Source organism: Streptomyces sp. NPDC007875, assembly GCF_042868035.1.
Taxonomy (GTDB): Bacteria; Actinomycetota; Actinomycetes; order Streptomycetales; family Streptomycetaceae; genus Streptomyces; species Streptomyces antimycoticus.
The window spans coordinates 354,551-373,653 of the sequence record NZ_JBIADZ010000008.1 but is presented as its reverse complement, the minus strand read 5'-3'; the positions used below and the strand labels follow the sequence as shown (position 1 = coordinate 373,653).

Here is a 19,103-nt window from a genome sequence, read left to right as displayed (position 1 = left end):
GTATCGGTGTTTCGGCAGTCGTATCGGCTGGTCAGGTCACTGCGAGAACGTGGGCGAGGGCTGGATAGCCGATGAGGAAGAGGAAGGCGGTGAAGAGGAGCACCACAGGAAGGGACATCTGCTCGGTGGCCGCTTGAGCTGCTCCGTCGACCTCGGCCAGGCGGCGGCGCCGCATGGCGCGGGCCTTCGCGGCGAGTGATGCGCGTACTTTGGCGCCCTCGGTGCCGGCCAGGTTGAGTGTGGCGGCGAGTTCCGTCAGGTCGCTGACGCCTAGGTGTTGTCCGAGGTCGCCCAGGTGCTGCCAGGGGCTGGTCCGGGTGAGCTGGGCGACGTGCAGGGAGTGGCGGAGTTTGGATGCGGCCCAGCCACGGGGGCTCTGGACGGCGTCGGTCAGGGCCTGCTGGATACCGGCTCCACCGGCCAGAGCGATCACGGTCAGGTCGAGGATGAGGGTGAGCGTGTGCCGCATCTGTTGTCGGCGTTCGGCTGCCTGCTTGCGCACGCTGATGTCCGGGAGGAAGAACAGCACGGCTGCCAGGACCAGGGAGCCGGACAGCGGCATCCACCAGCCGATGTCAATGCCCGCACCGAAGCGGACCAGAGCGAGCGCAATCCAGGGCGTCAGCAGTCCCGCGGCGGCGCAGGTTGCTTTGCCAGCCAGGTGCTTTTCCACATCTGTCCCGCAGACGGCGAGGTCTGCGCGCAGGGACACGGTCGGAAAGCCGAGGGCCCGCACCAGCGGCACGGCCCTGCGGCCCAGACGCGTTGCCCATTCCGCCTCCTCATGCGGTGCTCCCGTCTCGGCCGAAGGTGGTGTGGCGTCGAGGGAGGCGATCACGTCGGCGAGTGCGGGCCGCGGTGGGCGCAGCCCGTAGGCAAGGGCGACCAGTCCGGCGCCGAATGCAGCGCCCAGCACGACGGTGATCACCGTGTCCTCCCTTCAGTGACTGGAGCTTTGGCAGGGCTGTGGCCGATAAGACGTACCGGTTCGTGGAGACGTCCGATAGCAGTGAGCCAGGTGAAGGAGGCTGCGAACAAGGCGCCGACGACGGCCAGGACCAGCTGGCCCGTGAGGGAGTTGAAGGGGTCCAGGTAGGGCCGGTTGAAGACGGTCAGGCCGACGGCCATGCCGAGGGTGACGGTCACGGTGACTCTGACGCCGGTGCGGATGCTGGCGCGGCCGGCGTCGATGCGCTGGCGCATGGCGACCTGTTCGCGGACCGAGTCGGCCAGTTCCCCCAGGAGCGCGGCGAGTTGGCTGGCCTGCCGTTCAGCGGCCGTCACCAAGGCGGCGACCACGACGTCGGCGAGCGGGTCGTCCACCTCGTCGGCGAACGTCCGCAAAGCGGCGGGCAGCGGCTGGGAGGATCGGATCGATGCGGCCAAGCGATGCAGTTCTCGTTGCAGCGGTGCGGGGGCGATGGCGGCGGTGGTCAGGACAGCCTGTTCCAGTCCGGCAGCGGCGGAGAGGGTGTCGCGCATCATCTCTGTCCACAGCGCGAGGGCTTCCAGCCGCTCGGTCCGCCGAGCGGTGGCCCGGTCCGGTCCGAGGAGACCGGGCAGGGTGAGCATGGCCGCAGTGGTCAGCACGGCGGCCACAGGCCACCTGGTCAACGCCCCCGTCGCCACTCCGGCTGTCAGGGCGATGGTGAGGCGGCGCCTGTTCCACGCGGCTGGGAGGCGGCTGGCCATCCGCTGCCGCCACCCGTCGGCTGCTGCGTCGTGGAGGACGGGGCGGCGTAGCGCACCGATAATGATCAGCAGGAGGCCGGTGCCGAAGGCGGCACCGAGGATCGCGGCGAGGACGCTGGTTGCCTCGCCCAGCCGTTCCGTGGTCATCGGTCTGCTCCCCACCAGGTGAAGCCCGCCGCTTCGGCGTGCAGCCCGGCCCCGATCAGGTCCTGGAGTGTTTCAGCGCGCAGGGGTGTGGCCGGGACAGCCCTGCCGTCCGGCCCGGGACGGTAGATCTCGTTCGAGACCAGCTGCGGCCCGTCGGCGTCGACGACCTCACGTACCGAGTCGATCACCCGTTTCCCCTCGGCGTCCCACCCCAGATGCACCACGAAGTGGACAGCGGAGGCCACCAGCAGGTTGGTCGCCTCCAACGACAGGCGCTCAGGGGCTTGAGCGGCGTAGGCCGCGAGCTTGGTGAACACCCCTCGGGACGTGGAAGCGTGGATCGTGGACAGCGAGCCGTCGTTGCCCTGACTCATCGCGTTGCACATCGGGATGACCTCGCTGCCGCGGATCTCGCCCACGATGACACGGTCAGGTGACATGCGCAGTCCCCAGCGCACCAGCTCCGCCTGATCGATGGCGCCCTGGCCCTCGATGTTGGGCTCCCGGGCCTGCATCGCCACCACATTCGGGTGAGCACCCTGATCCGCGTCGAGGCCGAGTTCGAAGGTGTCCTCGATCGTGATCAGCCGCTCGGTCGAAGGAATCTGGGACGCGAACGCGCGTAGCACGGTGGTCTTCCCAACATTGGTGCCGCCGCCGATGATGATGTTCTTCCGCGCTCGTACCAGCGCCGACAGAAGAGCGGCCATGGGCTCATCGCACACGCCGAGCCGCACCAGATCCTCCATCGAGGCGGCAGGGAACCGGTGACGGCGCACCGACAGTGACACCCGCCCGGTGACGGCCATCACCGCGAACAGCCTCGAGCCGTCCGGCATCTGCATATTCAGCCGGGGCACGCCGCGGTCGAAACGGCGCTCCTCGCCCTCCACGCTCGTTGCAAGCGTGCGGACCATCTCCACCAGCTCGGCGTCCGAGGCCGCTACCGCGGGCCCTGAGCTCCATGTTCCATCCGAGCTGCGGACCCATACGGTGTCGCACCCGTTGACGCAGATGTTCTCGACCGACTCATCGGCCAGCAGCCGCTCCAGAGCGCCGGTGCCGAACAGTGCGTCGATGACCGTCTGCGCGATTCGCTCTTCCGCTGCTCGGTCGAACGCGATACTGCCCTGGGCCAATGCTGCCCGAGCCCGCGCAGCCAGTTCCTCCTCCACCAGTCGCTGCGTCGTTGCCCTGCGCTGAGCCTCGCCTTCGGGCGGCAGCCCAGCGGCTTCCCGCTCATCGGCATACGCCGCCAAACGAGCCACTACCCGCTGCCGTACCGTCTCCGCCAGCTGCCGGTCACCAGCGCCACACACAGCACGTTGCACGATCGCGCTCACGAGTCGGCCTCCTTCGCCGCCAGCCCTGCCAGGCCATGCTGAGCAGGGCCGCCTTGAGCTGGCATGGCGCCCAGCCCCGCGAGATCGGCACTCAGTCCGGAGAGCGCCGCCTCACCGGACCCGTTCAGCTGCCATGCCACCTCACGCGCCGCCGTCATCAGCCGCAGCCCCTTCCACCTGCTGATGCGCAATGCCGCATGGGAGTCGCCGGCCAGGACTGCGGCTGCCTTCGGATCCCATGGCAAGAAGACGACCCGCGTCACTCCGAGCGTCGCGCTGATCTCGCCCGGCCCGTACGGGCACGGGCCGATCACAACCAGCACATATCGCTGCGCCAACGGCCCGACCTCCGTCAGGTACGCATACACGTGCGCCAGCGCATCCGCCCCACCACGCGACACCAGCACCACCGTCTCAGCCGCGTCCAGCAGCCCCTCGGCACCCGCACCGAGACGGCCTACATCCAGCACGACCGTGCCCTGATCACCTACCTCGCCCAGCAGCACCTGCTGCCCAAACTCAGCAACGAGACGAACCGCCTCAGCACATGCCCTTCCTCCCGCCGGCGAGACCACCACCCGCACGCCGAGCTGGAGTTCAGCCGTCGCTCCCAGCAGCGAGCCCGGATGGTCCTTCCTGGCCGCAGTGGCTACATCCAACAACCCCGGCGTATGCGGACAGCCGAACCGGACCGCGAGATCCCCACCCGAAACATCGGCTTCCACGACCACGGGCCGCACCCCGTCATCAGCCCGGTCCGGCCAAGCCGCCGCAAGGGCCAACACGGTTGTGGTCACCCCGGGCGCGCCCTTGAGTGACCCCACTGTGATCAACCGCCTCACGGCGCCTCCCGCCCTTCAGCAGGGAGCACCACCACACGCGGATGCTCCATGCCCGCGGCCCGACGCACCGCTCCCGTCTCCACCAGCACCGTCACCACACGAGCAGCGCCCGGAGACTCAGGAGCCTTTGCCCCCGTCACCGTCCCCACGACAACAGCCGAAGCCGCCTCCCTATCGCTGACCCCACCCCCCGTGCCGCCGGGTCCCTCCAGTACCGCGACGCGGTTACCACGCGCCACGCCCGGCGACACGCTGCCCGCCTCAACAGCGAAGGCCACCTCCGACTGGCCCTTGGGCGGAAAGGCTCTCCTCCCGCCGAACTCCCCTGGCGCCAATAGCGACCCAGCTAGCAGCGGCACCCTCGTCAGCCGCCCCAGCACCTCCGCCTGGTCCTCTGCAAACACAACGCCAGTAGCGGAAGCGACCTCCGTCCGACGCAGGTCACCGGCCGTAAGAACATGACCGGACGGCAGATCTCGCGCCAGCACCAACGCATCTCGTCGCTCGCCCACTGACGAGGCGACAAGTGCGAAGCCGACGGCCGAGACAACTACCGTTCCCGCACCAGCCCAGATCCATCCTGGTCTGCGCCGCACCCCGCCCGTCGCCGCCGACGGCCGCTGCTGCATTTCGGGCCGCCGCGCCCCCGGCAGCCCGGTGCCCGTACGCTTCGGCCGCAGAGACGAGATGGAGGTACCCACAATCCGCTCCAGAGGAAAGAAGAATTCGCTGATCAGGTCCAGCCGGCATCTCACCGAACCGCGTACTGTTGCGGATTCTCAATGCACGACGACTGCTTGCACCTCATCGACCGCAAGCGGCCTCTCGGCGGTTATCACCAACCCTGGCACCCGCCCAGCCTGCCCACCGCCATGCCACTCAACATCCCATGCAACCTGCACCGAGACCTTGAATTTCCGGTCCGCCTCAGCCAACGACGACGTCCGGTAGGTGTAGCCGCAATCCGGTGACGGCTTTTCCGGACTGAACTTGCGCGAATACGAGGTCCCGGGTCCGGAGCACGTCACCACGCCGCCCTCCCCCATCGACCACACCGCCTTGCGCGGACTGGCTGTCGCGGTCACCCTCAGCCCCGGGACCTCAGCCGTCTGAGTAACTGGTGTCCAAGTGCTGTGCTGAACCCACATCCATGTCGGGACCCCCACCACCTGTACATCATCCTCGTCCGGACTCGTACGAATCACTGGCTTCGGCAACCGCAACTTCTCCACAGCCTGTCGAACAACAACCTCGACCGGCACCTTCTGCTGATGCTTAAGTCTGGACTTCTTCGGCTTCTCGCCATCGAAGCGAGGCAGAATCCCCATACCCTCACCGAGATCGAGCTCCCAACCATCCGACGCGATCGTCGGTCGCCCGGAGGGAGCGCTCCTGCCACGGGATGATAGACCTCGCCGAGAATGAACACTGCGTTGTCGGCCAACGCCTGTGGCACGTCTGCCACGAACTTCAGCACGCACCTCGCATCCACCAAGAGCGCACGTCACCCCGCCAAAGTGGCCGCCTGAACCATCTGCCCATGCAACGGGGGCCACCGTCGCTCCGATCATCAAGCACCCGGTGGCAGCCAAGAGCCGTGCTGCCACCCTATGCTCGATCAACACGACCCGGCCTCGTGCATGTAGAGGTAGGAGACTTTCCATACACCGCCGACCCGGTTCACCGTTGCGTCAGTTCTAAAATGCCCTCCAGGAACATTGTTCTTCAATTCGCCATCGAGCTTGTACTGAAGCCAGTTCCTGTCATCCACACAGTCACGAAGCTCGACCTCGCTATCGATCGCTGACACGACCTCCGGGTCTACAAGTGGCGCCCCCTTGCTAACCAATTTTTCCTTCTTGGCCTTCTTTAAGCCGTACTTCATCACTTCAAGAGCACCATCCCTGGCATGGTCATCCAGCGACGGGGAGGCCGCATTGGAGGTAAGCGACGCGGCGGTTAGGTCACGCCACATCGCACGGTAAGCCGCCAAGGCAGGGTCTTCTTTTCTTTCACTCATACTCGGAGACAGTGTCGGCAATGACTCTCCCTCATGTCCGATCGGCGACTCGGCACTCGAATTTGTCTTCGAGCAGCCAACCAGGAACACTCCGACCACCAAGATGGTTGCAGAGAGCCCGCCCGCCCTCAAAGAGCCAAATCTGCGCACCATCTCCGCCTTCCTCTTTCAAGCACATCCGACAGCGGAATACTGATCTCCACTTACCGTGGCAGCTTCCCTCATCCTGCGGCCCCCAATCCCACGGGAGATGAAACATCGCCACGTTCTCACTATTCCGACAATCACAACAGCCCGAGGGCGCTGAGGATCACTCACCACGCCAGTCCTTCCATTGCACCAGAACTGCCGCGACTCTACGGACGCAGCATCCGCATGTCATCCACGCTGGCGACCTTCGCGTGTCCGTAAGTACATTGACGGACACGGGACGGTCAATCTGGCCACACAGACCACCCTCGTTGATTCATTTGTTGTCTGGAATCAGCCGCTTCCCGAGCCGACGATCCCCATCCATGCGACCTTCGCCCCAGGCCCCAAAGGCCGAAACCCCCAGCGCCCAGAGGTAAGTTGGTTAACGATGCACATACCCCTACCTCGTTCGTGCAACGATTCAGTCAGGTTATCGAGTCCGCCGCCAGGACCTTGAGGCTCTGAACCTAGGGGCACAACTGCGGGGGAAACGGTAATCTCCGGGATGCGCGGGTCACCATCCTGGATCTCGCAGGTGAGCCCGGCATCGGTGCGACATAGGCGCATTTCGTACGGACCACAGGCATGTTCGATGGCGTTAGCGACGAGTTCGGAAGCAGCGAGCACCGCGTCACTGATTGCCTCGCCTGGCAGGTCTAGTTGGGCCAGGGTACGCCGGAGCGCCGCACGAGCATGAGCTGCAGCATCAGGCGTGGAACTATTCCAGCGCCAAACAGTCTCCTGGCGACCACGCTCCAAGGTCATCGCTCTGTGCCTCGCGCAGCATGTCGGCCATGCTGGACACGGCGATGGCGACCACGGCCAGAGCGCAGGGAGGCACTCGCCTCATGGAGTACGAACGGTGCAGTATGGGCGACGAATGGAAGAACGGATGCGGCACTGAAGAGGATGAATGCCATGCGGACGACCTCCGGATTGATCGCGTTTGGGACCCGACCACGACACCGTGAACTCGTCGAGAGCGGAACTACCCTACCGCTGGATTATTTTTCTGACCATGAGTGCCGCCTACAGGTGAATCAGCATTCGAGATCGACGACTCCAATGACACATGGAGACTTCCCAAATTTAGAGACAAAACACGCCGCCTTTGTCACTTGCCTCAGTGACGAACAGTCCCTTATTTTCGGCGGGTTGATATCAACTGGACACCCCATTTTGCTGCGCGTGAAAGAACTGCGGGATGCCACTCGTTCGGGCAATAACGTGGCAGTGGGCGTTTCCTTCAGCGAGTTGGGGATGTTGAAACGGCCATGCGGAATATTACGTGGACAGCGTTGGTGGTCATGGGTGTTCTCGGTGGGAGCGTGTGCCGTTCAGGAATGCGTCGCTGCAGGTCGTAGGTGGTCTGGCGGGGTCTGCGGACGCGCTGGGACCATGTCCAGGTGATCGTCTCACTGGTGTATCAGGTCACACGGAAGCTGCTCTCGGTCCCAGCGGTGTTGCTGCGTCGGCAGACGGCCAGAGACGCCGAATTGCTCGTGCTCCGGCACGAGAACGCGGTGCTCCGCAGGCAACTTGCGAGTCCGGTGCGGTACCAGTGGACGGACCGGTTGTGGTTAGCGGCACTGTCCTCGCTGATACCCCGGCGTCGCTGGGCGCAGGCGTTCCCCCTGTGACACCAGGGACGTTGCTCCGCTGGCATCGGCGTCTCGTTGCACGCAAGTGGGACTACAGCGAGTGCCGGACCAGGCCGGGCCGGCCGGCGACAGCGGAAGCCGTGAAGGAGCTGGTGCTACGGCTGGCACGCGAGAACCCGCGTGGCTGCCGCAGGATCCAAGGGGAACTCGCCCGGCTGCCGTCAAGATCGGAGCCTCCACAGTCTGGAAGATCTTGACGGCAGCCGGTGTCGACCCGGCTCCCCGCCGCAGCGGGCCGACATGGCGCGAGTTCCTGACATCCCAGTCCGAGGCCATCATTGCCTGCGACTTCCTGCACATCGACCTGGCAAGCCTTCGCCGGGTCTACGCGCTGGTCTTCCTCGAGCACGGCACGCGCCGCCTCCACATCGCCGGCGTCACCTCATCCGACTGCGCAGTGGACGGCCCAGCAGGCCCGCAACCTTGCTCTTGAGGTGGGCGTGCGCCTCGAGTCGCTGCGCTTTGTGATCCGCGACCGGGACAGCAAGTACACCGAATCCTTCGACGCGGTCTTCGAAGCCGAGGGCATCGAAACCCTGAAGACCGCCCCGCGGTCCCCGCGGATGAACGCGCACTGCGAGAGAGTCATCGGGACACTGCGGCGTGAACTCCTCGATCACGTGCTGATCTGGAACGACACCCACGCTCGCTGATGGCGATTCCTGAAAAGGGCCGTGGTCGCTCCTCGCCTCACTTGGTTGGTCCTTGATGTGTGTGGGGAAGGTGGGGAGCGAGGATCGGGGCTTGGTCACCTGTGGGTAGGTTCTGGCCATGACTGGTGACTGGCGGATTGATCGGATCGGGGCTGCTCTGCGAGGGGAGAACCCGACCGTGCTGCGGCGGCTTGAGTCGGGATTCGCGGTGATCGGCGACGTTCAGTTCTTGCCAGGTTACTCGGTCCTCCTCGTGGACGAACCCGGTGTTCAACGGCTGTCTGACCTGCCGAAGGCAAAGCGGCTGGCGTTTCTGTCCGACATGGACCAGCTCGGGGAAGCGGTTGAGCGGGCCTGTCGGCGGCTGGATCCCGATTTCCGCCGGGTCAACCTGGAGATCCTCGGTAACACGGACCCGTTCTTGCATGCCCACGTCTGGCCGCGGTTCGAGTGGGAGCCGGCCGAGCTGGTGGGAAAGCCTGTGTGGCTGTATCCGCATGAGCGGTGGAGTGATGAGCGGTTCAGGCTCGGTCCGCAGCATGACGTGCTGCGGGATGCGGTCAGCGGCGAATTGGACCGGTTGCATTCGACGGTCTGACGGTGCGGGCCCGCCGACCGTCAGGTCGGCGGGCCCGGTGAGCGGTGACGGTCAGTGGATGGTCATGGAGTCCTTCGCAGCGGAACGATGTCGGGGATGGCTGTGGGGACAGAGGGGCGGGCGGCTTCCGGGGTCGCAAGCAGCGCGACGATGGTGATCGGCTGCTGACAGTGCGGACAGTTCCGGGTCGCGGTCGGCTCCAAGGGGCGCGTTCCAGGGTCGGTTGGCGTGATGACGCTCGGCCGACCGGTTTGGGCTGCGGTGGCAACTCCGGTAGTGGCGACGGTGTCGGTGTCTCACCGAGGCGCCGGGCCCGGTCTTCGTCCCGGGCTTGGTCTCGTCTGCGTTCGGCGTCTTTGCGGCAGGCCGGCGAACAGTAGATCTGGCGGACGGTCCTGAGGGCATCGAAGGGGCCCTCGCAGACGGGGCAGGTTCGTTTCTCCCGGGCGTCCTCGCTGGTGCGGGAGGTGGTCCGGCACTCGTCCGAGCAGTAGATCCGGCGTTGGCCGACCGTGGTGGTGAATGCGGTCTGGCAGGTCGGGCAGGTCTGCTGGACGGGTTTGCTCTGGCGGTTGGTCTCCTTGCAGGTGGGTGAGCAGAAGACCTGGCGGCTGGTGGCGGTGGCGACGGTGAAGACGGTCGTGCAGACCGGGCAGCAACGGGCCATCTCGGACGTGACCTCGGTGGTGTCGGGGATGTTGTCAGGAGACACGGGCGTTCACCCCGGCTCGGATGGCCTCGGCCTGGTTCTGGTGGCCGCGGAGCCGGTAGGAGGGACCGTCGATACCGGCGACCGCGGCCCGGTGCAGGAGCCGGTCGAGCATCGCGGCGGCGACCGTGGCGTCGCCGAAGGCGCCGGCCCAGTCGGCGATCCCGACGTTCGTCGTCAAGATCGTCGAGGATTTCAGATACCTCTGATTGATCACCTGGAACAGGGCGGAGGCCCCGTCTTCAGGCAGCGGGAGGTAGCCGAGTTCGTCGATGACCAGGAGTTTCGGTCCGGCGAAGAAGTTCATGCAGGTCTTCCAGCGGCCTTCGAGTGCGGCTTTGTGGCACTTGGCGGCCAACTCGGCTGCGGTGGTGAAGTAGACACGGTGTCCGGCCTCGACCGCAGCCCGGGCCAGGGCGACCGCGAGCATGGTCTTTCCGACGCCCGGCGGGCCGACGAACAGCACGTTGGAGGCGTCGTCGAGGAAGCGCAAAGTGGCCAGGTCACGGATGAGTTTCTCGTCGACGCCCGGCTGAGCGGCGAAGTCGAAGTCGTTGAGTGTCCACGGTTCGGGCAGGCAGGCGAAACGGAGCCGGGCGGCCAACCGGCGGGCTTCAGTGGCCTCGACCTCGATCTCCAGCAGCCTCTCCAGAGCCGCGGTCAGCGACATCCGTTCGGCGCGGGCCTGGTCCAGGACCCGGTTCAACGCCTCGGCGGCGTCGTTGAGTTTGAGGTAGGACAGGTGGCCTCGCAGCTGCTGGAAGCGGCGTGCTTCGCTCATCTGCATGGGCGACGTACCCACTCCGGGTTCTCCTCCTTCGTCGGTGGGGGAACACTCCGCAGCCGGTCGGCCACGGCGGCATAGTGGGACAGGTCGATCACGACCCGCTCGGCCGGATCGCCGGCCGCGGTCTGCCCGCGCAGACGCTCGGCTTCCACGAGAGCTGCCGCCGAAGGCGGCTTGCGGACCTTGTTCTTGCACGGCGCCCGGTCGGAGAACGACGCCAGCACCGCCCGCTCCAGCGCGATGACGTGACCGTCGTCACGGACGATCTGCCCGGCGCCCCGCGGGGCCCGGCGGTGCTGGGCGATCACTGCCCGGCCCGCCGTCGCGATCCGCAGGTCGTCCTCGCCCAGGCGGTGCAGAACCTTGACCTGGACCCCGGGCAGTCCGGGAGGCACGGAGTAGAAGTTGCCGTCGAACTGCACCAGACTCTGCGGGCTGACCGTTCGCTCCACCTCCAGCTCGGCCGGGAAGGGCCTCACCGGCATGTCCAGCAGAGGTTCAGCGGCGCCGAGTTCACCGACCGTGGTCACGACACCGTCAATGCGGCGGCGCCGCTCGTCCATCCGGACAGCGAGCTTGTCGACGCCGGACTGGGCCTGGACCACGGTCAGCCCGTCGGGAACCGTGCGCCACCAGCGCTGAGCGGCCGAGTGGTTGACCTTCTCCACCACGCCTTTGCGGTTGCCGCGGCGAGGTGGGCAGATGTCCACCCCGGCCCCGTAGTACTTCGCGACCGCGGCGAACGCTGCGGTCATCTGCCCGCTGGAGGGATAACAGACTGTCGCCATCCGGTCGAACCGCCATCGCCGAGTGGTCCCGCCGAGCTTGCGCATCACCTCGTCCAGGGACTGGACCAGGTGCGGGAAGTCCTCGGACTCCGACAGCACCGCCCGCCACCGGCCCGAGTGCGCGAGCGCCCCGACCAGAAGATGGGCATGCTCACCCACTCCCCACCCCTCCGGGGCCTCCGGTAGCTCCAGCCAGTCGAACTGGATCTCCTCGCCCGGCGGGTGCGCGATCACCGCGACGTTGCGGCCGGTGGAAGCGTGGCAGGGCTCGCAATGAGGCCGGACCTGACAACGGCGAAGCGCCCGCGTGAACGTCGAATACGCACCCTGATAGCCGAGCGCGGTCACCTCGTCGAACAGCGTCGAGGCCCACAAGTGGGGGTCGTCTGCGAGCCGCTGCCTGCAATACGGCAGAAACGGCACGAACGCATCCGGCGTCTGACGCCGCTGCCCGGGGACTCGCTCACCGTTCAGATAGGCGCGGATCGTCTTGCGGTCCCGGCCCAGGTGCCGCGCGATCGCCGAGATCGTCCATCCCTGGCGACGCAGAGCATGAGCGTCCACGTCTTCCTCCCGCGTGAGCATTCAGGCCCCCGACCAGGCCGAACTCGTAACTCACGCAGGCTCTCCACGACACACCCAGGGCCAATCGACACGCCGGGCAACATCACGCGAAAGGACCGAACAAGGTCGCCCGAAGGGTGGGGAGATCAACAGAGCAGGTTTGCCCCACGGCTGAGCAGCAGGTGAGGAGATTCAAATAGCCCCATCATCGCCACGTCCTCGACGTCTACACCCGGCACTACAACGGCCATGGCCCCCATCAGGCCCGAACGCAACGTCCGCCCTTACCGACAGCCGGACCGCACCATTGACCGACTCGAGCACTCCGCGACGACTACTCCAGACTCGCGTCCTCGGCGGCCTGATCAACGAGTACAGACACGCGGCCTGACTAGCCGCGACGGGTTTCTGAACGGCACAAGCCGTGTGCTGCTACGGATGGACGAGCACCTCCTCCACTCCATCAGCAACGGCCGTGTCGTGAAGACCATGCCGCTGCCCATCCCTGCAGGCAGGCTCCCACTGCTCCAAGGTGTTCGAGCTGCCGCAGGCACCCTGCCACCCGCCAGACCGGCCAGACCGCTGACCGTTCAGCGGCTGGTCAACAAGACAGGTCGCGTGATGGTTGCCCGCCAATCGCTACTCATCGGCTATCCGCACCGCGGCAAGATCGTGAACGTCATCGTGGAGGACACACACTTCCGCGTCGTCCACGAAGGCGAGGAATTGGCCGTCTACCCCCGCACCAGCAGCGCACCCGTCACCCGGATCAAAGCATGGCCAAGCCAGCAATCACGAGAACCCCGTCAAAAGAGTCATGAGGACGGAACGTCAAGCAAGTCCTGAGCCCTCACACATCAACATCCAAGCAGCTTTGACTGGGTGAATCGGGCACTACAGCCGACACGTCTGGGCATTGCTCGCGCGTAGGCGCAGCCCCTGGCTGGGGCTACGCCCATGGCGGCTGTAGTAGAAAAGCAGGGCGTCGTCCGCTTCGGCGCCACATCTCCTGCCGAGGATCTCCGGCGAGTCGGTCTCCGAAAGGGGCCCCGGCCGTCGCAGCCGAGGTGGATCTTGGCGGTCAGTCCGCCTCGGGATCGGTCGAGAGCGTGATCGCCCGGTTCGTCCGGCCGGAAGGACCCCTTTTTCGGCCTGTGGCAGCGGCGTGCTGATGGGCACGGACGATGGTGGAGTCGATCTGCACCAGCCAGTCGATATCCCCGGCTGCATCCGCCCAAGCCTGGTCCTCCTGCAGGGCACGAGTGAAGACCCCGTAGAGCGCATAGCGGCGAAAACGTGTATAGACCGTCTTCCACCGCCCGTAGCGGTCTGACAGGTCACGCCAGGACAGCCCTGTGCGGATCACGCGCACAACGCCCGAGGTCGACAGCTGCCTGGAAGGTTGGTTGTGAGGTCGGGGCGTCGTCCAGGAGTAGGGAGTCGAGCAGTGCGGCCGTCGTCGCGGGGTCCGTGGCGTGGTGGATAGCGCGGATGCCCAAGACTTCGACTGACGGCAGGTTCTCGGCGTGATCGTCGACGAATAGGCATTCCGAGCCTTGGAACTCCGAGGCTTCTAGTGCGCCGATAGATGAGTGGCGACGGCGTCCGCAATAGTTCTGTATGCCCGGATGCGTCGTGCTGGTCAGCTCAGGTAGATGTGCTTCCACTCGGCGGACGACATGCCTTGCGCCGCTTCAGCGAGCGCGAGCGCGGAGGGCGTCTTCAACTTCGCCCGCGTAGTGTCCACCCATTCCTGGGCATTGCGGTAACCCTGCTCCAGGTACTCCATGCCTTGAAGCATGCATTCAAGCCTGTCAGCGTCGTGTGCCACGAGAACCTCCAATGAGTCGCCGTTCTCATACTCGTGGACCACGGCCTTGATCCCCTCCGCTACGGCCGGAGGCGTCTTCGAGACCTGATCGGCAGTAACCTTCTCGTTCGACGCGGCATCCAGGTAGCGGCGCCCGATCCACGGGATGTCCCCGACACGGGTCTCCTGGGTGTCGTGGAAGGTGCACAAAAGGGCGACCTTCGCTGGGTCAGCGCCTTCCATCATCGCCAGCACCGCGCCGATGATCGCGGTGCGGAACGAGTGCTCGGCGATGGTCTCGGGGTCCTTGATGCCGGCGATCCACCAGCCACTCCTCTTTCCCCGCTTGAGGGCACCCATCTCAAACAGGTAGCCGACAGTTCCCTTGTCAGCCTGGTCATCAGTCATGCAGATCGTCCCCTTCAAGCGGATCACCGGCTACTCAGTCTCAGACCGTAATGCACATTCTCCAACTCACGCCTGGCCTGGCGTGAGATCACATCGCTGTCGAGCAGGCGGCCGACTCGGGCGCTCAAGTCGCGGTGCAGTTCCAGGTCAGCTGACAGAACACCGGGCTTCGAGCTGATCAGCGCCCACACCGAGTGGATGTTCAAATCCACCGCGCCCCGTGACGGATCAAGCCGGTCGGCAAGGTTGCGAAGGAGCGGGAGTGCCTCCCAGGACCGGCCGTCGACGTCGCTCATGAACGCGTCGCTTGCACGGGGCACCGGGTCGAGGCCCAGCCAGTGCGCCCAATAATTGAGGTTGGCCATCTCGCTAGCGTCTTCTCCCATGCCCCGCTCGATGAATGCCTGCAGCGTCTCGATATCTCCATAGCGGGTCAGGGACGTTGCCACCGACCTGGCGTCGGACCAGGCCGGTGTCCACGATGCGTGACGCAGCGGAGTTGGACGGCGTTCCCGCATGTCAGCGAGCCAGGAGTGGGTGTCGACGCTGGTGTCGTACGCACACAGGTAGAGCGCCTGTCGGCGCAGAAGCGAGCCGTCTTCCCCCGCCCGGTCCGCGATCTCCGCTGTGCGGCGGAGATTGGCGAACAGCTTGTCCCGCTGAGGGGTTGGCAGGAGCGGTGAGCCAGGCGTGGGGCCCCTCCGCCGGGGAGTCGACGCGGGGGCGTTGGGGAGAACCGTGGGCTGCTCACCGGTCAGGGCCCAGGTGATCATGTGAGTCGATGCTCGGGTAAAGACCCAGCTGTGCAGCGGGTGCTGGGTGAAGTCATCACTGTTGAGCGTGTCATCGAGTGAGTACTCGATCACGGAGTCGGCCTCGACTGCGAGATCCAGGAGAGGCAGAAGCATTGGCTGCGCACCGCGTCCTAGCAGGCATCGCTTCAAGCGCAGGAATTGCGCGGAAGAGACGGCCGCTAGGGAACGCCGGCCTGATTCCCAGCTCTGGACGGTCGTCGTGTCGATGCCGAGTTCTTCGGCCAGCCGGGACTGAGTCAGCGGAATGCGCTCCCGGATGATCTTGAGTAGATGGCCGCAGACGATGCCACCCGCAGCGCGGGCTCGGGAACCCTGACCGGCAGTCAGTGTTCCTGTCTTGGAGCGCGATCGCTTCTGTGGTGCCATGCCGTGCTCCCACGTGGTTCGGCGTGTGCAACTCGTACTCTGTGTCAGTTTTTTTGCCCGCTTGGTCACAGTAAGTTCATCCACAGCCGGTGACCCAACGCATACCTTGTCCAGCTTAATAGCGGTGAGCGATCAAGCGACTACTCAGGTGGTGACCACGTATGCGCCCTACTAATGAGCAGTGCCAGAGAGTCCGTGGGTGCATGAGGTATGAGAAGCGAGACCGCTGGCAGAGAGGGCGGCAATGAGCGCCAACATCCACCTCCAGGGCTTCCACGCTCCGTCGTCGCTGATGTCGGTCTGGCAACAGAGTAGTGAGCGCACTGGTGACGCGGTGCCCAGCGGGAAGCCATGCGATCGCGACCTGGTGGTGACCAGCCTCCAGATCGCCGCAGGCGGGTCGGGGGAACCACTGGCTCCGGAGGTTGACTCCCGCGTCGGAGCGATGCGCAGCCCTCGGGGGGCCCGTTGATGACGACCTCTGTGTGGCCCCCGAGAAGCCGGGACGCGCTAGCGGCCACATATGCGGATGCGGACCTACTCGGCTGGCCCCTGTTTATCGACGCGCAGCCGATGAACGTAGAACAGGTGCAACATGCCTTCGCTCGCAACTCCAGCACCGTCTTGTTGGCCGCCTGCACCAAGTTCGACGCGGTGACCACCTCACGCAAAGCCGCCACAGCTGCGCTTGTCCGGCTCGATCGGAGAGGTACGGCCCTGCCATGCCTCTTGTGCGGCGAAACGGGCACGTTCCTGGTCGCTCGCGGCAGCGGAGTTCATGTCTCCCCACTCGCTGGAGTTCAGGTCATGTCTGGCGCTGACGCACGGATCACTCTGCCGCCGACACACGGGGTCCGCTGGGACACTCCGCCGTGGCACCTCACCGAACGAGCTCCACTAAAGATGCCCAGCGCGATCGACCTTCTCTCCTGTCTGGAAGAGGCGCTGCGCCTCTACCCGCGCCGTGAGACAGGGATCAGACCGTGATGGCGGTGGCTCCGACGGTGAGCGTCCAGGAAGCCGACAACTGATGGAGGACCTTCCCCTACCGGGCACATCGATGTCATTTCATGACCGTGCCAACTGGACCCCCTCATGTCTGGTGAGGGTCGGCCGCCGCCCCAGCTCCAACTGCCAGGAAGGGAGGGGCGGCGGCTACACCAGGCGTGACGCGAACCCGCTACTCCCTCTTCGGTGCTTTCCTTTCCGTTCCCCCCGCGGGGTCTCAAGGCCGCCGAAGAGGGGCTTTACCTGCGAAGAGCACACATCCGAAAGGACTGAACATGCGTCGGGACGAGTGCCCGTCCACCACCGGCGGGCTGCCGCCGGACTGCCCCAGTGCCCCCCTTCGGCTTCGGCGTCCACGACCGCGTCAGTACTTCGCGGGCAACGTTCGCGTGCCGTACATCGCTCCATGGACAGGTGAAAACGTGCCGCCCCGCCCCGCGATCACGACGCGGCACGGCCGCAACGGCATGGGGATCGGTTACGCGGATGAGTACGGCATTGCCGACCGTCGGCGGGGCGCGCTGTGGATCAGGGTCCCGGTCAAGCCCGGGGCTGGAGGGCCACTGCTTGACCGTGTTCACGCCTTGCGCCAGCGGCAGGCGATGACTCACATACTGTGCCAGTACTGCGGCCGACCCGCTGATGATCGATCCGATGGCCGGTATGTCTTCTTGCTCCCCGCCGTGACTGGCAGGTTGATCACGGATGGCGAGAGGACCTCTACGCCGCCTGTGTGCGGTAGCTGTGTCCCTGAAGCAGTACGGGGCCGCGCTCCGTTGCGGCGGGGGTGTGTGGCGGTGCTGGCGGAGGACGTCACAGTCTGGGGTGTGGCTGGGATCGTGTATGCGCCCGAGCCCCTCAAACCGGTGCCCAGCGCCGGCGTGCAGTTCACGCTCGTGGCGTATGGCGACCCGCGAATCCCTTGGACGCTCGCCTGCCGCGAAGTCGTCGCGCTCCACGGCTGCACGGTCGTGGGCTTTGATGACCTGGCCGAACAGACCACCGCCTGAGCCTCCCCGTGCCATCGCACCAATAGGTATCGCAACTGGAAAGGGCCATTGTGACTAGCCAACTGCCTGGTCCTTTGAGGCTGTCTGCTCGCGAGCGTGAAGCCCTCCAGCTCATAGCGAGCGGTATGACTCCGGCAGAAGCGGCCACGGAAATGGGGGTGTGTACCTCCAGGGTGAACCGCTGTTTGAGATATGCCTCGGCGAAGCTCCACTCACCCGAAAGGCCGGGTGCCGTGCATCGGGCCTACAGGCTCGAGGAAATCTCCCCGTCCGAGTCAATCGACGATGCGGACATCGTGCTCAGCGCAGGACAGCACGGAGTGCTCCGCGGCTTGGCTGGTGGCCAGGATCTGGGGTGGATTGCTGCGAATATCGGGGTCCGTGCGGACGTCGTGCGCAGAGTAGTGCGTGAGCTGATGACACTGCTGGGCGCCCAAACACAGACACATCTCATTTACTGTGGCTGGGAGTTCGGTCTTCTCGGGCCGACACGGCGTGACGCAACCAGCTCCTCGATTGTCGGGGCCTTGGGTGAATCTCCCGACGGGACCAGTCCGGGCAACTGCCTATCGGCAAGTCGAGACCGCACGACGCCGGGCCCACTACGCGCGCTCCATCTGGCGATCCTGTTAAGGGAGTGATGACGATTACTGCTTCGAGTATGGTGCCGAGCAGCGTCGGTGTATTCGCATGGCGGGGCTTCAGCCGGGGCCACGGGACCGGGGACGATGCTCTTGCTTGCTCCCGTATACGGCATCGGGGCTGGGTGCAGGGCGTCGACGAGGGCGGCCTGGTTCTGGCGGTGGCGGTGTGCGGCCGCGATGGGGAGCTGGCGGCTGTCCTGTCGCTCTCCAGCCCCTCGCAGAGGACACGCCGTGGAGGCTCGTACGGCTGCGAGGTGATCAAGGGCGCGGTGAAGGCTGCCGCCCGTATCTCCAGCAGCCTCTGTGCCCAGGGGGCAACCAGTCGAGTCAAGGATCTGGAGTACCGCGTCCGGCAAGTCGGACCGGGGTCTGTCGAATAGGCCCCGCTCGGGGCATCGGTCGACACCGGTCCCGGTGCCCCGAGCGGAAACAATCTCCCGGCGCGAAACCGTGGCACGACGTTTCGTACCGGGCTCACGAAGGAACCGATCACCACGAAAGGTGTGGGATGAAGACCTCATACGTCGTTCTCACCGCTGCCGCAGTCGGTATTGCCCATCTTGTGCAGTCCGAGAGGCAGAACCGGCAGCGGCTCGCCCTTCATGCCGAGGAGATACACCAGGAGCTGATCACCGAGGCGCTGTCCAACCCCGCGCTGCGGGCGATGTGGACCGCCCCGGGCAAGCTGCCCGACGAGGAGTACACGCAGATCCTGCATTGCAACCGGCTGATCTCTTTCCTGTCGGCCAAGTTCCGGGCCGGACTGCTCGATACGGCCTCCTTGCGGGTCCAGGCGCGATGGGTGATGGCACGCGAGGCCGGCCGGACGTACTGGGCGACGCTCGGGGGCTTCCGTGAGGAGGAGGCCGTGGACCGCATCGACCGCACCTTCAACGCGATCATGGCTGACGAGCACGCTGCCATGGTGGCTGTGGACGCGATGGCCACCTGACCAAAATGCCCCGTGCTACCGCGAACCGGTACGGCCGGGCTGGCGCTCGGTCCATGGCAGCCCTCGACTGCCGCCCTTGGGGATACAAGGGCAG

The 19,103-nt window shown here is 65.7% G+C and carries 17 protein-coding genes and 1 pseudogene; 5 read left to right on the top strand and 13 right to left on the bottom strand.

Annotated features, from left to right (window positions below):
• Positions 1-31: 31 nt before the first annotated feature.
• The 8 genes from ACFYOY_RS19580 to ACFYOY_RS19545 all read right to left on the bottom strand — a co-directional run bounded on the left by ACFYOY_RS19580 (position 32) and on the right by ACFYOY_RS19545 (position 7,001).
• Positions 32-928, bottom strand: coding sequence for a type II secretion system F family protein (locus ACFYOY_RS19580; protein WP_351885646.1), 897 nt, complete (start codon positions 926-928; stop codon positions 32-34).
• The gene (locus ACFYOY_RS19575) at positions 925-1,839 is read right to left on the bottom strand and encodes a type II secretion system F family protein (protein WP_388588302.1); all 915 of its coding nucleotides are present in this window, start codon (positions 1,837-1,839) and stop codon (positions 925-927) included. The genes ACFYOY_RS19580 and ACFYOY_RS19575 overlap by 4 nt, the downstream gene beginning before the upstream one ends.
• Positions 1,836-3,182: an ATPase, T2SS/T4P/T4SS family gene (locus tag ACFYOY_RS19570; RefSeq protein ID WP_351885652.1), complete on the bottom strand. Its 1,347-nt coding sequence runs from the start codon at positions 3,180-3,182 to the stop codon at positions 1,836-1,838. Before ACFYOY_RS19570 ends, ACFYOY_RS19575 begins: the two co-directional genes overlap by 4 nt.
• Entirely contained in the window at positions 3,179-3,979 is an 801-nt protein-coding gene (locus ACFYOY_RS19565; protein ID WP_330806218.1) for a hypothetical protein, read from the bottom strand. The genes ACFYOY_RS19570 and ACFYOY_RS19565 overlap by 4 nt, the downstream gene beginning before the upstream one ends.
• Positions 3,980-4,020: 41 nt before the next feature.
• Positions 4,021-4,653: an SAF domain-containing protein gene (locus ACFYOY_RS19560; RefSeq protein ID WP_330806259.1), complete on the bottom strand. Its 633-nt coding sequence runs from the start codon at positions 4,651-4,653 to the stop codon at positions 4,021-4,023.
• A 150-nt stretch (positions 4,654-4,803) separates the two neighbouring features.
• Positions 4,804-5,352 (bottom strand): hypothetical protein, encoded by a 549-nt coding sequence (locus ACFYOY_RS19555; RefSeq protein ID WP_330806219.1) that lies wholly within the window; start codon positions 5,350-5,352, stop codon positions 4,804-4,806.
• Positions 5,353-5,642: 290 nt separating this feature from the next.
• Positions 5,643-6,044 (bottom strand): hypothetical protein, encoded by a 402-nt coding sequence (locus tag ACFYOY_RS19550; RefSeq protein WP_330806220.1) that lies wholly within the window; start codon positions 6,042-6,044, stop codon positions 5,643-5,645.
• A gap of 483 nt (positions 6,045-6,527) precedes the next feature.
• Complete coding sequence (locus ACFYOY_RS19545; RefSeq protein WP_351885657.1) at positions 6,528-7,001, bottom strand: ATP-binding protein; 474 nt, start codon at positions 6,999-7,001, stop codon at positions 6,528-6,530.
• A gap of 641 nt (positions 7,002-7,642) precedes the next feature.
• On the opposite strand from ACFYOY_RS19545, the pseudogene ACFYOY_RS19540 reads away from it, so the two are divergent.
• Together ACFYOY_RS19540 and ACFYOY_RS19535 are read left to right on the top strand one after the other, a co-directional pair.
• A pseudogene (locus ACFYOY_RS19540) lies at positions 7,643-8,547 on the top strand (integrase); the annotation flags it as partial.
• Positions 8,548-8,668: 121 nt separating this feature from the next.
• The gene (locus tag ACFYOY_RS19535) at positions 8,669-9,148 is read left to right on the top strand and encodes a diadenosine tetraphosphate hydrolase (protein WP_351885660.1); all 480 of its coding nucleotides are present in this window, start codon (positions 8,669-8,671) and stop codon (positions 9,146-9,148) included.
• Between the two features lie 701 nt (positions 9,149-9,849).
• Here ACFYOY_RS19535 and istB read toward each other — a convergent pair.
• The gene (gene istB, locus ACFYOY_RS19530; RefSeq protein ID WP_388588296.1) at positions 9,850-10,659 is read right to left on the bottom strand and encodes an IS21-like element helper ATPase IstB; all 810 of its coding nucleotides are present in this window, start codon (positions 10,657-10,659) and stop codon (positions 9,850-9,852) included.
• Positions 10,635-11,996, bottom strand: coding sequence for an IS21 family transposase (locus ACFYOY_RS19525; protein WP_388588293.1), 1,362 nt, complete (start codon positions 11,994-11,996; stop codon positions 10,635-10,637). The genes istB and ACFYOY_RS19525 overlap by 25 nt, the downstream gene beginning before the upstream one ends.
• A 438-nt stretch (positions 11,997-12,434) precedes the next feature.
• Between ACFYOY_RS19525 and ACFYOY_RS19520 the strand changes: the two genes are divergently transcribed.
• Complete coding sequence (locus ACFYOY_RS19520; RefSeq protein WP_330806222.1) at positions 12,435-12,842, top strand: hypothetical protein; 408 nt, start codon at positions 12,435-12,437, stop codon at positions 12,840-12,842.
• A 235-nt stretch (positions 12,843-13,077) separates the two neighbouring features.
• Here ACFYOY_RS19520 and ACFYOY_RS19515 read toward each other — a convergent pair whose 3' ends face one another.
• The 3 genes from ACFYOY_RS19515 to ACFYOY_RS19505 all read right to left on the bottom strand — a co-directional run bounded on the left by ACFYOY_RS19515 (position 13,078) and on the right by ACFYOY_RS19505 (position 15,395).
• On the bottom strand, positions 13,078-13,368 hold the full coding sequence (locus ACFYOY_RS19515) for a transposase (RefSeq protein ID WP_388588290.1): 291 nt from the start codon (positions 13,366-13,368) through the stop codon (positions 13,078-13,080).
• A 270-nt stretch (positions 13,369-13,638) separates the two neighbouring features.
• Positions 13,639-14,214, bottom strand: coding sequence for an HD domain-containing protein (locus tag ACFYOY_RS19510; protein ID WP_330806223.1), 576 nt, complete (start codon positions 14,212-14,214; stop codon positions 13,639-13,641).
• A 23-nt stretch (positions 14,215-14,237) separates the two neighbouring features.
• Positions 14,238-15,395, bottom strand: a complete 1,158-nt coding sequence (locus ACFYOY_RS19505) for a helix-turn-helix transcriptional regulator (RefSeq protein ID WP_351885681.1) — start codon at positions 15,393-15,395, stop codon at positions 14,238-14,240.
• 1,835 nt (positions 15,396-17,230) lie between these two features.
• Here ACFYOY_RS19505 and ACFYOY_RS19500 point away from each other — a divergent pair.
• Both ACFYOY_RS19500 and ACFYOY_RS19495 read left to right on the top strand, forming a co-directional pair.
• Positions 17,231-17,413 (top strand): hypothetical protein, encoded by a 183-nt coding sequence (locus tag ACFYOY_RS19500; protein ID WP_330806226.1) that lies wholly within the window; start codon positions 17,231-17,233, stop codon positions 17,411-17,413.
• 1,152 nt (positions 17,414-18,565) lie between these two features.
• A complete protein-coding gene (locus ACFYOY_RS19495; RefSeq protein ID WP_330806228.1) occupies positions 18,566-19,009 on the top strand; it encodes a DUF6082 family protein in 444 nt (147 codons plus the stop codon).
• Positions 19,010-19,103: the final 94 nt, after the last annotated feature.

What these genes read in the sequence shown, in the direction of transcription:
- ACFYOY_RS19520 (WP_330806222.1), top strand. Translation starts at nt 12,435, where the DNA reads ATGGACGAGCACCTCCTCCACTCCATCAGCAACGGCCGTGTCGTGAAG.
- ACFYOY_RS19510 (WP_330806223.1), bottom strand. Translation starts at nt 14,214, where the DNA reads ATGACTGATGACCAGGCTGACAAGGGAACTGTCGGCTACCTGTTTGAG.
- ACFYOY_RS19495 (WP_330806228.1), top strand. Translation starts at nt 18,566, where the DNA reads ATGAAGACCTCATACGTCGTTCTCACCGCTGCCGCAGTCGGTATTGCC.
- ACFYOY_RS19505 (WP_351885681.1), bottom strand. Translation starts at nt 15,395, where the DNA reads ATGGCACCACAGAAGCGATCGCGCTCCAAGACAGGAACACTGACTGCC.
- ACFYOY_RS19550 (WP_330806220.1), bottom strand. Translation starts at nt 6,044, where the DNA reads ATGAGTGAAAGAAAAGAAGACCCTGCCTTGGCGGCTTACCGTGCGATG.
- ACFYOY_RS19575 (WP_388588302.1), bottom strand. Translation starts at nt 1,839, where the DNA reads ATGACCACGGAACGGCTGGGCGAGGCAACCAGCGTCCTCGCCGCGATC.
- ACFYOY_RS19560 (WP_330806259.1), bottom strand. Translation starts at nt 4,653, where the DNA reads ATGCAGCAGCGGCCGTCGGCGGCGACGGGCGGGGTGCGGCGCAGACCA.
- ACFYOY_RS19545 (WP_351885657.1), bottom strand. Translation starts at nt 7,001, where the DNA reads ATGACCTTGGAGCGTGGTCGCCAGGAGACTGTTTGGCGCTGGAATAGT.
- ACFYOY_RS19535 (WP_351885660.1), top strand. Translation starts at nt 8,669, where the DNA reads ATGACTGGTGACTGGCGGATTGATCGGATCGGGGCTGCTCTGCGAGGG.
- ACFYOY_RS19555 (WP_330806219.1), bottom strand. Translation starts at nt 5,352, where the DNA reads ATGGGGATTCTGCCTCGCTTCGATGGCGAGAAGCCGAAGAAGTCCAGA.